Raw genomic sequence first — 12,913 nt, forward strand, 5'->3', positions numbered from 1 at the left:
ATCAAAATCTAAAATTCCAAACTTGATTATTCATATCAGTAACTTTTTATAAAGCTTCAAATATATACAACTATAGAAGCAAATAAAAAACCGCCAGGAATTAACCTGGCGGTTTTTTGCTGTTTTATTCACTTAAATATTTACTTGTTATATCAACCAAACGTTTCGTTTGATCTTGAATAGCAGCCTTCACTTCATCGGCTTTCAACATGTTGCCTTCCCCATCGATGGAAGCACTTGTTCCATAAGGATTTCCCCCAGCTGCAAAGGTTGATGGATTTACATATCCTGCTGGTACAATAATCGCACCCCAATGTTGCATTACTGTATAAATTCCTTGAATAACTTGCTCTTGTCCGCCATTGGGATTTTGTGCAGAAGAAAATGCTGTAACAAATTTATTTGCTAATTTACCTTGTGCCCAAAGTCCACCTTGTAAATCAAAGAATTGTTTTAATTGGCTAGCCATAACACCAAAACGTGATGGTGAAGAGAAGATATAAGCATCTGCCCATAACAAGTCATCACTTGTCACTTCTGGAACATCAGCTGTTGCTTCCACATTTTTACGCCATAATGGATTAGAATCAATGGCAACATCTGGTGCTAATTCATGAACTTTTCTTAAACGAACTTCTACTCCATTTGCTTCTGCTGCTTCTTTGGCCCATGTTACCATTTGTGTACCTGTGCCTGTTGAACTATAGTATGCAATTAATAATTTTGTTGCCATGTTTTTCTCCTCCAATAACTGTTGTTTTTTATCTACATTCATATACTAACAAAAAGTAAGTTAACATGCAACTCTTTTATCTTACTAAAAATAAGTAATTTTAAAAATAAAAAAAGCGCAACAAGCATCACGCTCATTACGACATCTTTCATCTATAACTATTTTCTTTATCTTTCCCATCCCAAACAGACATTCCCTCTGAAACAGAAATAACATTATACCCATAATTTTCAAGAAAAGAACACGCATGTTCCGAACGAACACCATGTTGGCAAATCACATAATGAGGTTGCTCCCGATCAATTTCTGACATCGTTTCTGGTAAAGTGGATAAAGGATAGTTTTTTGCAGTGGCAATATGACCTTCCGCAAATTCATCTACTTCCCGAACGTCAATGATTGAAACTGGTTCATTGACTGTTAATTCAATTAACTCTTTTAATTCTTTGATCGATACTCGCTTCATCTTAATCCAATTCCTCCTGTGGCTTTTCAAATATCCAACTTCTATCACGCCATAGACCACCAAATTTGATGATTATCGGTTTGCCTTATTAGCAGTATACCACTGTTTGTTCCCACAACAACAGTTTACTGCCTTTTTTGTGAATTAGATTAAAAAACTAGTCCTTACTTCAAAATATTTTTTGAAACACGACCTCATTCAATATATTTAAAATTTGATTTCCACATACTTTCAAGTAGATTCTTATTATTAATTGACTACATTCTTTTATCAAAACATTTTAATAGCTCCTTAACTAAGAAGGTTTTCTGCAACTTAATTGATACAACCACTCCCTCTATATTTTATCTAAAGTTTGTTGTTGATAGACCTGTTTTCTAGCCATAGAATCGTTCCAAAGTCATGGCTATTTCCCTAACGTGTATTAAAATAATTCTACATTGTTACATCATCATTTTTTTAGCGGTAATAAAAAAACAAATGATGATTTTCTTTCATAAATTTTTTTCTCTTTTATCAAAGAACGGTGCTTAAACCACCCATATTCGAAATTTTCTTTTCTATTTTAAGTAAACACAAAGAAGGCATACTATTATCCGTAGGCCTTCTTTGTGTTTACTTAAAATAGTATCAACTTTCTACATCCGAACAGTTCTCAGTAGGTATCGTCATTCTTATGTTCTTTATTTTTTTAAGGTCCATTTTCTAAAAGCCAATTAATTTTAGCTGCATAAACTGTATTACTTCTGATCTTCCCAGGCACAGTTTCTAAAATCAAAGAACGCGACGTATTCGTAAATGAAACAGTTACTTCCCGACCTGTATCTCCCCCTGAGCTAAACACTTCATTTGTTCCTTGTTTATTAATTGGAATTTCTTTATTTTTTTCTTCCCTCACATATAAGTTCAGTCCTGATTCATCTTCTCCATGAGTATTTTGAAAATGACTCTCTAACTGAGCTGTTAAACGCCACTGATTTTTATTAAATCGTGTGTCTTCTATTTTCAATTCAACAGCTTTTTCTTGAACTATTTTTTGTTTTCTTGATTGAATAGCTGGTTCTCCAAAAGAAACGTTTGAAGAAAAGTTTTTTATGGTTAACATACCCGGTAATAATGTTATGTTTATTTTTTTAGTTATCTTACCAATACTAAAAGACACTTCATATGTCCCTACTGCTCTTTTTACTAATGTTTTATCTATTAAAATTAATTCTTTCTTTTCTTTAGACGTTGCTATTTCCCAAGCGTTTGCTTTGCTTTGTTCAAGAATAAATTGAATTTGCTCTGCTTCTGTTTCTGGATAATCTACCGCAAGTGTACTAAAGGTTTCCCCATAAAGCATATAAGTATCGTCTTTCATTGTATCAGAACTTTCTACTAAAAATTGCACATCAATGATTGTTTTATTTTTTGCTTTATCCAGCAATTCAATTGTTGCTGTTGTTCGTCCTACTTTTGTTAGATCCGGTTGTTTTATCATCTCCATCGTGATATCTTCAATACCCGCATTGTCATAGATATTTTTTAAGAGCATCGATATGCTTGGAACAGATGCGTTGATTTTTACTTGCTGAATAACAGCTTCAGCTGTTGGCGGGGTCGTATCTTTCACTTGTTGTAAGTTAGAAGCAACACTTTTATTTCCACTACTATCGAGTGCAATAACTTCATAATTTTTATACGGTACTAGTGGTTGCTGTGCCTTTGGAATCGAAATATCAAATTGTCCCTCTGCATCTGCTTGTCCTGTTAAAAAAATTGATTGATTTCCTTTTTCATAGACATTGATTGTCGCGTTAGCTTCGGAATGTCCAGAAAAAGTAATAGACTTATCAATTACTTCGTTTAATTGTGGGGGATCAGGCGGAGTTGTATCTTTTACCTTACTGGTTATGGTCAAGGTCTTTCCTTGTAACATACTTTTTATGAGAATTTCCTCACCCGCCTCAAAATACTTCCCTTTAGGCAACTCATAGGCGAACTTGCCGACACTGTCTGCTCGAGTTTGATATCTCGTCAAATCGCCCTCTACTTCTGAGTTTAATTCGCCTTCTGCTAAAGCAGGACTCCCTGAAAAAGAGAGAAAAGAGTTTGGATAAGTTGTCCCTGTAATTTTGTAACTAGCTTCTTGTAAATGATTATCTACCAATGCTTGAATTTTCAACGTCATTTGGATTTTGTCTAATATAGTTTGCGCTTTTGTTAGTTTTTCCTCTAATTTTTTTTTATCTGTCTCCGTTAATACATTGGAAAAATTCTCCACGTCTTGTTTCAAGTTATCTACTTTTTGCTGGCTTGTACTTAACTTCAATGCGTTTTGATCCCTACTTGTAAATAAACCATCTATACTTGCTGTTAATTTTAAAAAGTCATCTGTAACATCTGTAACCCCAAAATCAGATAAAATCCAATTCGTATAATATGGAACACTAGTATTAGTACTCACTACTGCATTTAATGGTTTGCGAAAGCTAAATCCAATTAAATAATTTTTTGATTCATTTGACTTCATCGTAACTACATTATTCATTGTTTTATCCAGATATGAATGACTTAGATGGTAAAAAATAAAATAATGATAATTATTATCTACTATTATGTTCGTCATAGATATGTTTCTATCAGTGTATGTGGGACTATATCGCATTCTAGTTTTCCCTTTAATTTGGTAGTAACGGTTTGCTTCTAAAAAAATTGATTGCTTTATCTCAGCATCAACTATTGACCGCCCGCCACCTGGGCTACCATTTGAACTCCCAGGCAAACTTACAGAAATACTGTCACCATCTGAATTTATAAAAGCCTTATTAAATCCTTCGTAATAACTCTCTGTGGTCGTTAAGTCATGTTCCTTCGATCTTTTAGTTCCTGAATCAGTTTCGGTAACAACTTGTATTTTCCATTTATCTTTATCTAAGGTAATTGTCTTATCTGCTTTATTTTCAGCTGCATCAACCATTCTCCCTGCAGCCCCAACAGTTATAAAAAAAATGAGCCCAGTAATAACACTGACCAAAATAAAAGGCTTTCGGTTCAGATATCTGATGTTATCCATAAAATCTCTCCTATCATTAAATAAATAGATAAACCCTTTATATTCTAGTCGTAATTATATGAAATAACAAGCGCCTCCATTATCCTTTGTTGGTCAAATAAAAATCAATATAAAACATTGACTATCAATATATATATTTAATTTCAGTCCTATATCACCATAATCAAGAATGGTCCTCATAAACTAATTTGTGTAAGTTATCGTCTATCAAAAATGGGTTTACCTACAAATTTTACTCCCATTTGATTCAATTAATGATTTATACCAATAAAAAGATTTTTTCCTTGATCGTGCAAGTGTGCCATGACCGTCATCATCCATATCAACATAAATAAAGCCATAACGTTTTTTCATCTCACCTGTTCCAGCACTAACCAAATCGATACAGCCCCATGGCGTATAGCCAATTAAATCAACACCGTCTAACTCAATCGCATCTTTCATTGCTGCCACATGTTTACTGAAATAATCGATACGATAGTCATCTTGAATTGTTCCATCAGCTTCTACTTTATCGACTGCTCCAAAACCATTTTCTACAACGAATAATGGTATATTATAACGATCGTACAACTTGCATAAAGAAATGCGTAATCCTAAAGGATCAACCGCCCAGCCCCAATCAGATTCTTGTAAATAAGGATTTTTGACAGCTGGCATTTGATTACCTCCTACATATTTCACTTCATCTGGATTTGCTGCAGAAACAGTCGACATATAATAACTAAATCCGATATAATCTACGGTTCCTTCTTGGATGATTTCATCATCACCAGCTTCTTTTTTGATCACAACATTTTCTCGCTCGAATTCTTTTAATTTATGCGCTGGATAATATCCTTTGGCTTGTACATCGATATAAAACTCTTGTTCGCGATTGAATTTAACAGCTTCCATTACATCTTCTGGATTACAACTCATAGGATAACTCGGAATGTACGCTACCATCATTCCAATATTAAAATCAGGATTGATCTTATGACCTAATTTAACAGCTTTTGCACTGGCAACGAATAGGTGATGAGCCGCCTGGTATTTTGCTTGTTTATCATTTTGATGAATCCCAATTTGAGTCCAACTCCGTAAAAAATTAATTTCGTTAAATGTCATCCAGTACTTCACTTTATCTTTATAACGCTTAAAAAGGGTTTCACAGAAAAACAAGAAATAGTCAATGACTTTTCTACTTGACCAACCATCTAATTCATCTGCTAAGTACATAGGAATATCAAAATGGTTGATTGTAACAACTGGTTCTATGCCATAACTCAACAACTCATCAAACACTTTATCGTAAAAAGCTAATCCCTCTTCATTGATCTCCATAGTTCCTTTAGGACAAATTCGTGACCAAGCAATTGATAGCCTAAAACATTTAAATCCCATTTCGGCAAACAATGCAATGTCTTCTTTATAATGATGGTAAAAATCGGTTGCTACATGACTTGGGTAATATCGATTTGGATCAACATAACCGATAGCTCCCTCAGGTAAAGCGTCTCCTCTGCCACTAGTCTCTATTTTCCCTTCTTTCGTTTTATAAGTGATCATTCTAGGTGTTGTATGGCTGCCACCTGTGATTGCATCTAACGTACTTAATTCCTTACCACCAGAAAGATAACCACCTTCATATTGATTTGCCGCAGTTGCTCCACCCCATAAAAAATTTTCTGGAAAGACTGATTTACTCATTTATCATTTCTCCTCACTATACTATAAATTTCTGGAAACAACGTTTCCTTTAACTACCTTCGATTACTTCCTATCCTCCTTCTTGACGATTTAATCATAAAACATCTGATTAAGGGAACAGGACAGAGATTGTTACATTAGAAACAGAAAAACCATAATATAGAAAACACGACAAAAATTTTTGTCATCTTTACTATATTATGGTTATGCCCGAAAAAATTCAGTTACATTCCGTTACTATTATGTTAGCACACAAAGAAAGCGCTGACAACCTTTTGTTTCCCCCAAAAATAAAACTAGGCTAGGGGTTAACTCTACAAGTTATATCCTAGCCTAGTATAATCTGGATCAACAGTCGGAACAGTAGTAACTCCTTTTGAGGCTAAACTTTCTGTCCCAATCTTCCCTTTTTAATACTAAGTATACGTTAGAAGAGCGGAAGTTACTTCCCCTTCCTCTCTTATCCTGGGCGTTTTTTTCTATGTGCTTTCCATCTACTGAGTAGTACGTAAATCAATAGTAGTAGTAATCCAAGTAATGTTACTTTCTCAGTCATACTTCCCGTATTTGGAAAAGTTTTTAACTCTATGTGCGTTTGTTTAGGCTTGGCTAGGGTTCCATAAATTTTTGTTTCCGATTCTTTTGGCGGCTGTACAGTTACTTTATCTTCACCTATTTGTCCATGTATCTCTATTTCGGCGGCATGAACATGGACTACCTCTTGATAATAAAACATACACGCCGTCAAAAGAATACTTGTAACGATGTAACCATTGAATCGTTTCATTGTTCATCACAGCCTTTTGTCAAACTATGGTGTTACACCAATTGTCGTACCGTCTTTTTGAATCGATGTGAATTTCAACGTCAGTGTATAATCTTCTTTTGCTGCTTTTTCATTAACATCTGAAGGTAAGCTAGCTACTGTGTTTCCTGTGTAGTTAAATTTTGCAGCATTTGCATACGCTGCAGCTGTATCAGTGTCAATGTTTAAACGTCCATCTTTGTTAGCTAATTTCATCCATACAGGAGCACTAGCCAAATCAACTAATGTATTGTTTTCAACTAAATTAGTTGCTGTAGGTGTCGCAACAAGACCTGTGCCTTTTGCATTAATCGTTAATTTATCAACATACTTTGGAGCTCCAATCATTTTATTCAAGGTCACTGCAACACCCCGACCTGAATTATTCACAATACTGTAATCTGCTGACTCAATATTCTTATGTGCACTGGCAGTTGTAGTATGGAAAGCCGTAGCTGTATCAACAGTAACATTAATCCACTCATCTGATCCTTCTGGAATAGTCGCATCGGGATCAGTATTATCTAATTTACCAATCGTCCCATTGATAATAACATCTGCAGAGTTTTCTCCGTCGATGGTTTCAGCAAAAACTACCTTAGTGATTCCTGATACACTAAGACCTAACATCATTGCTGCGATTAAAAAATTTGTTTTCTTCATTATTTATTCTCCCTCTGTGTGTAAAATGATTTATATTTAAACAGAAACTCTGTTAAATAACTTTGTTAGTTGTTGATCCGAATAGTGATTCCTGCTTGAACTTGTCCACGTTTTTTATTTGTTTTCGAATCATAAATATCAAATGTAGCTGTTGCTGCATGATTTCCTTTCGGAAGCTTTTTATCCAGCTTTCCCCCATTTATTTCGTACCCAGGCTGGATTGCACCTGAAGAGTAAACTTGTTCATTGTTATTATCTAAATGAATCACCACATTGATGGGGTATCCGTTTTCCACTGGATTTTGAATGTATAGACTGCCTTTACTATCTGAGGTTTCAAAAACCGCTTCTGACTTGATAACCATATTGAACTTGCTAGCATTGACAGCTTTTTGTTCGGCTTCTTTCACTTCTTTATCGCTCATTTTTTGAGCACCTTTTGTATCCGGCAAGTAATCGCCTGAAACAACTTGTATAGAATCGGCTTTATTGGAAAAATAATAATATAAACCTCCTGCACTGAATCCAAAAATAAGTAATAGCAATAAAATTAGTAGTCGTTTCTTTTTCTTCTTTTCATTATTCACTTGATTTTCTTTATACATCTGATCCCTCTCATTCTTCATTTCTTTCAACCTTGAATATGATTTTATAGGTTGGAAATTTCGCTACTGCATTAGGATTGAAGTATTTGCCCCTTAGTTTTAGACTTTTTTGTTCACCAGTTTTCAAAACACCAATCGATAAAGGATTATTTATTAAATCAGCAGTTAAAAAATTGGATTCTGTTTGTTTATTGTCCACAAACATTTGCAAAGCAAGTTCTTCATGACCATAGTTTCCAGAAAGATTATCTAATAGGAGTAGCTGATTTGCAGCAACATTTTCATTTGTTAGATTGGTTATCGATACTTTCGTAGACACGTTACCTTTATTACTAAGTTGATAGTCTGGAGAAGTTATTTCTCCTTCTTTTGAAGTTCCAAGATCTTTATTCTGTGTTTGAAAAGCCATTTCGATGGGAATTTCTACGTTTATAACTTCTGTCACCGTTTGAAATTCTGTTAGAGGAGTCATAGCTAAAATAACTTCTATCCCTGAAACGCCAGTGACTTTTGTACGAACGTAATAAGTGACGTCCCCTTCTAATCCTTTTAATTTTGTTGTAAATTTTTGATGCTTGTCTCCCAAAAGATGCGCAATTTGAGATTTTGTTTCATTTACTGGAAAGTTTTTATTCTTACTATACTCCACCGCAACTTGCTGATAGAGTCCACCATAATAAGCCGTTTGACCTGGGATCGCTAATTCTTCTCCATTTGTGTAGTCAGTCCACTTACCTGTGTCACTGCTCAACTCTCCATTAATTACTGCTGAAGTTGTCGTAACATCAGTAGTGATACTCTTTAACTGAGGTTTGGTACTAATCTTAAAATCCTTAGAAAATTCACTTTCTCCTGCCTCATTTACAACTACCATTTGCGCCCAATAAGTAGTATTAGGATTTAAATCACTGATCCGTATGCCATATTCTGAATTTAGAGAGGTGTTTACTTGACCATCAAACTCATCTAATGTCACAATATGTTTCGCTTTTTTCAAATTATTTATATCCCCTTCATCAGTAAAAAGGAAAAATTTAACTGCCCTAGCTGGACTTCCATTATTGACGGATCTACCATAAAGCGAGAGTTCTGTATCAGTGGCATCATACGCTACAAGATTTAATTGATTTGGGACCTCCACAAATGCACTAAAAACAAGTTTCTGTGAGTTTTTTAAATCAAGCAGTTCTTGACTATCAAAAGGATGAGGAGAGCCTACTATATTTGTAAAATTACTTCCCCTAATATTTAAATCTGAATTTTCTTTAAACATCTCTCGGGTTGGCGTGTTATTCATCTTAGTTGAAAATGTTTCTATTTTTTGCATATAGTTGCTCGTAAACGCTAAATTTTTGACGCCATTAGCTCCATTTAATCCAATCGTTCCAAGACTGGTGCTAGAAAAAGAAACTTTTTTAGCTTTATTCATATTAATAGCAAATGTACTGGAAGGCTCTGTTGTAAAAATCCCACCACTAGCAACATCAATTGAAACTTCCGATTTTTCTGCAAAGGTCATTCCCCCTTTAGCCGTATAAAGGTTGATCGGCACCGGCAACATAAAATTAACTTGAGACTGCTCTTTAAAATCGAAAGTGATTGGTCGTGTTAGATTACTATCAAAAAATTTATTTTTTGTGCCGCCCGTTGCAAGTGTTACCTTATCCAAATTAAAAATACCATTTTTTTCTACAATATAACTTGGGGAAAGCACGCCGTACATCACATTACCATTCGTCTGAACATCTAATCGTGCATGTTCTCTCACTATTAGTTGAGATGTCCCTGCATGCGGATTTCCTGAGGCATTTCCTGTTGACCAGATAAATGCATTCGTCACCCCTGAATGTTTGATTGACGTTCTTCCACTTTGAATTTCAACATAATTGATTTCTGCCCATTCTTGGGAATATGTATTTGTTCCTCTTTGGTCGATCGTATTTTGTCCTCTCATAATGACCGAACCGTCTATGTTATAGATCATTTGTCCATTCGTTGAATAGTAATCCACATTATCAAAGATAAATGTCATATTTACAGCCGCTATGCCTGTCACTACACCGTAATACCCAATAGCACCTGATCCATCACTATTCCCAAACTGAGTATTTCGAATTTCAATAACTGCATTTGCCTCATTGATATAAAACCCACTGGTAGGTGAACCACCTTTATTGTATGTAATGATGTGATCAGCACCGTCAATGATCATGCCATTTTTAAGTTGATAGCCTGTGGTGCCTAGGTCAATATCATTCGTTAGGCGTAATTTTAGTTTTTGACTATCTTTCAAATATTCCCGCAATGTAGTAGCTGAATCAACTAACCAGAAACCATCATCGGTTTGTCGAGCACCTATTTTCAATATATTTTTATTATTTATTTCAGGTTTATTTACATTACCTCTATTATCAATCTCGATATCGTTAGTTATTTTTTCATTTTCTACATTCTCTTCAACGGTCGATTCTAAAATCTCCGAAGAGCTAGTTTCAGAACTTTCTGAAGAATTTAGTGTTGCTTCTTCTTCAGGTAATTGTACATTTGACGCCGTCTTTTCATTAGTTTTATCTATTCCCAAGGCATAGGATCCATCGAAGGGAAAGATCATTAATATAAGTATACTAATAAAAATCAATCTACTATTTTTTTTCACGACAGTCCTCCTTTGACTTTTATATAAAACATATATAGAAAAAACCTCCTTACCACTTCATTGTATTCTAATTTTTGTGCGATTTCAATTTAATAACATTAGTTTTTTATATTTTATATATTTTTTTCATCTATAATTGTTTATTATTACAAACTTTTTGTTAAATAAATTAAAGGAAGCTATTTTTAAGTACACTTTGGATTTTGGTTACGTTAAAATCAACCATCTTATATTTTCAACCATTCTATGTATAACCCAATTCCAGTTACATCACCTTAAGAACTTCATACAATCTGGGAAATAGACTAAAAAACAAAAAGAGTAGACTAATAATTATCTACTCTTTCTGTTTTTTAGTTTAACCCAAGTATCTCTATATAGGTTCCGGTTTCTTTCGTTACTTTTTGTTGATCAATAACTAAAAATATATCAAACATTTTTTGTAGAAAAAAACGATCATGAGAAACAACCAACATCGTTCCTTTAAATTCTTCTAGTATCTCTTCTATTTCTTCTCTTGTTTCAATATCTAAATGATTCGTTGGTTCATCTAGCAGTAAAAAGTTAACTTCATTGTACATAAGTTTGGCTAACTCCAAACGAATTTTTTCACCACCACTTAAAAATCGAACTTGTTTCATAACATCATCACTATAAAATGAATACTTTGCTAAAATGTGGCGACTTTCTTGTTCAACTGTGGAACAAGCTTGAGTGAATACTTGTAAAATGGTCTGTTTAGGGTTCTCATATTCAATGGTTTGGGGTAAATAACCTATATGGAGATTTGTCCCTTGCTTGATCTGACCACTATCAAGCTGTTCTAACTCCAGCGCTAGCTTCAATAAGGTACTTTTTCCTACACCATTTTCCCCTATAATTGCTGAGTGTTCTTTCCAAAAGAGAGTGAATGTTGCCTGATCAAATAGTTTTCGTCCATCATAACTTTTAGCGACTTCTCTAAATTGCAGAACTTCCTTACCAGAACGATCCGTTTCTTTAAATTTTTTCCCTATTTTGCTTGCTTCTTCTTTGGGTTTAGGGACTTTCTGAATCTTTTCTAATCGCTTTTCAAGTTCCTTAGCTTTTTTGAAGAACTTTTCGTTGTCTCCTTCGTGTCCCCACTGTCTAAAACGACGAATAGCCAGTTTCATTTTTTTTATTTCTTTTTGCTGTTCAGCAAAATCTTTTCTCAATTTCTCCAGCTGAGCTTCTTTTTGTTTTTTGTATTCCGAATAATTACCCTTATACTCCAATAAATGTCCATCTTCTAATTCTACAATTTTTCCCACTGTACGATCTAAGAATAATCGATCATGAGAAACAATCAAATATGCCGCTTTCTCATGTGTTAAATAGCCTTCCAACCAAGCAATCCTTTTGGCATCTAAATGATTGGTGGGCTCATCCAATAATACAAGGTCATTTTCCTGTAATAAAATTCTGGCTAATGCAACAATCGTTCGTTCGCCGCCACTTAGCTCTGATAGTTTCTTCGCCAATAAGTGATTGATTATTAAACCATTCGCAATCATTTCCAATTTATTTTCCATTTCATAACCGCCAGCTTGTTGAAATTCTTCTTGTTTTTGACCATAGCGTGTCATTATTTTTTCCAAGTCACATTCTGGATCAGCCATTTGGATTTCTAATTTGGTTAATTGATTTTGAATCTCATTCAATTGTACGAATGTTTCCAATAGATATTCTTTCACTCCTTGTTCAACGGCTTCTGGCATCTGAGTTAAGTAACCGACACGTCCATTTTTTTTACGGCTGACCGATCCTGAATCAACTGTTTCTAATCCTGTAATAATTTTTAAAATAGTTGATTTGCCTGAACCATTTGTACCAATCAGTCCAATTTTTTCACCTTTATTGATCTGTAGATTTAGTTCCTCAAAAAGCGGCACTGTGCCATATTTTTTTGTAATTCTTTGTAATTGTACTAACATTTTTTCCTCTTTCTGCCATTCAGACAGATAGAACATAATCGCCTTTTATATATTTTTAAAGTACGCAAAAAAGCCGAACAAAGTCTTCTTGTTCAACCTTCACTATTTACTGCTAGTTAAAAAATCCCCTGTCATTTGATTAGTTACTGAATCCTTTTTATCTATTGGAATCAGCAAATAAATTTTGGGTTCTCTGTTATTTTATGACTAATTATGTTTAAGTAAATAAGTCTGAATGGTCTGTTTTATTCAATTAATTATCCCTTTTTAGACACACTTG

The 12,913-nt window shown here is 34.3% G+C and carries 9 protein-coding genes; all 9 read right to left on the reverse strand.

Features of this window, described 5'->3' with window-relative positions; translation table 11 throughout:
- Nucleotides 1-124: 124 nt before the first annotated feature.
- Nucleotides 125-733, reverse strand: a complete 609-nt coding sequence (locus BCR23_RS03915) for an NAD(P)H-dependent oxidoreductase (protein WP_069634204.1) — start codon at nucleotides 731-733, stop codon at nucleotides 125-127.
- Nucleotides 734-881: 148 nt separating this feature from the next.
- Nucleotides 882-1,199 (reverse strand): rhodanese-like domain-containing protein, encoded by a 318-nt coding sequence (locus tag BCR23_RS03920; RefSeq protein ID WP_069634205.1) that lies wholly within the window; start codon nucleotides 1,197-1,199, stop codon nucleotides 882-884.
- 691 nt (nucleotides 1,200-1,890) lie between these two features.
- The gene (locus BCR23_RS03925) at nucleotides 1,891-4,257 is read right to left on the reverse strand and encodes an Ig-like domain-containing protein (protein ID WP_069634206.1); all 2,367 of its coding nucleotides are present in this window, start codon (nucleotides 4,255-4,257) and stop codon (nucleotides 1,891-1,893) included.
- A gap of 219 nt (nucleotides 4,258-4,476) precedes the next feature.
- Nucleotides 4,477-5,949 carry a glycoside hydrolase family 1 protein gene (locus BCR23_RS03930; RefSeq protein WP_069634207.1) on the reverse strand — a complete coding sequence of 491 codons (1,473 nt, stop codon included), beginning with the start codon at nucleotides 5,947-5,949 and terminating at the stop codon, nucleotides 4,477-4,479.
- Nucleotides 5,950-6,409: 460 nt separating this feature from the next.
- Nucleotides 6,410-6,736, reverse strand: a complete 327-nt coding sequence (locus BCR23_RS03935) for an LPXTG cell wall anchor domain-containing protein (RefSeq protein WP_069634208.1) — start codon at nucleotides 6,734-6,736, stop codon at nucleotides 6,410-6,412.
- A gap of 24 nt (nucleotides 6,737-6,760) precedes the next feature.
- The gene (locus BCR23_RS03940) at nucleotides 6,761-7,417 is read right to left on the reverse strand and encodes a hypothetical protein (RefSeq protein WP_069634209.1); all 657 of its coding nucleotides are present in this window, start codon (nucleotides 7,415-7,417) and stop codon (nucleotides 6,761-6,763) included.
- A gap of 65 nt (nucleotides 7,418-7,482) precedes the next feature.
- Nucleotides 7,483-8,022, reverse strand: coding sequence for a hypothetical protein (locus BCR23_RS03945; RefSeq protein ID WP_069634210.1), 540 nt, complete (start codon nucleotides 8,020-8,022; stop codon nucleotides 7,483-7,485).
- 10 nt (nucleotides 8,023-8,032) lie between these two features.
- A complete protein-coding gene (locus BCR23_RS03950) occupies nucleotides 8,033-10,678 on the reverse strand; it encodes a fibronectin type III domain-containing protein (RefSeq protein ID WP_069634211.1) in 2,646 nt (881 codons plus the stop codon).
- A 353-nt stretch (nucleotides 10,679-11,031) separates the two neighbouring features.
- The gene (abc-f, locus tag BCR23_RS03955) at nucleotides 11,032-12,633 is read right to left on the reverse strand and encodes a ribosomal protection-like ABC-F family protein (RefSeq protein ID WP_069634212.1); all 1,602 of its coding nucleotides are present in this window, start codon (nucleotides 12,631-12,633) and stop codon (nucleotides 11,032-11,034) included.
- Nucleotides 12,634-12,913 lie beyond the last annotated feature (280 nt).

The sequence above is a fragment of the Enterococcus quebecensis genome, from assembly GCF_001730365.1.
Lineage (GTDB): Bacteria > Bacillota > Bacilli > Lactobacillales > Enterococcaceae > Enterococcus_L > Enterococcus_L quebecensis.

Excerpts from the sequence above, each read along its gene's own strand:
- BCR23_RS03915 (WP_069634204.1), bottom strand. The coding sequence starts at position 733 with ATGGCAACAAAATTATTAATTGCATACTATAGTTCAACAGGCACAGGT.
- BCR23_RS03920 (WP_069634205.1), bottom strand. The coding sequence starts at position 1,199 with ATGAAGCGAGTATCGATCAAAGAATTAAAAGAGTTAATTGAATTAACA.
- BCR23_RS03925 (WP_069634206.1), bottom strand. The coding sequence starts at position 4,257 with ATGGATAACATCAGATATCTGAACCGAAAGCCTTTTATTTTGGTCAGT.
- BCR23_RS03930 (WP_069634207.1), bottom strand. The coding sequence starts at position 5,949 with ATGAGTAAATCAGTCTTTCCAGAAAATTTTTTATGGGGTGGAGCAACT.
- BCR23_RS03935 (WP_069634208.1), bottom strand. The coding sequence starts at position 6,736 with ATGAAACGATTCAATGGTTACATCGTTACAAGTATTCTTTTGACGGCG.
- BCR23_RS03940 (WP_069634209.1), bottom strand. The coding sequence starts at position 7,417 with ATGAAGAAAACAAATTTTTTAATCGCAGCAATGATGTTAGGTCTTAGT.
- BCR23_RS03945 (WP_069634210.1), bottom strand. The coding sequence starts at position 8,022 with ATGTATAAAGAAAATCAAGTGAATAATGAAAAGAAGAAAAAGAAACGA.
- abc-f (WP_069634212.1), bottom strand. The coding sequence starts at position 12,633 with ATGTTAGTACAATTACAAAGAATTACAAAAAAATATGGCACAGTGCCG.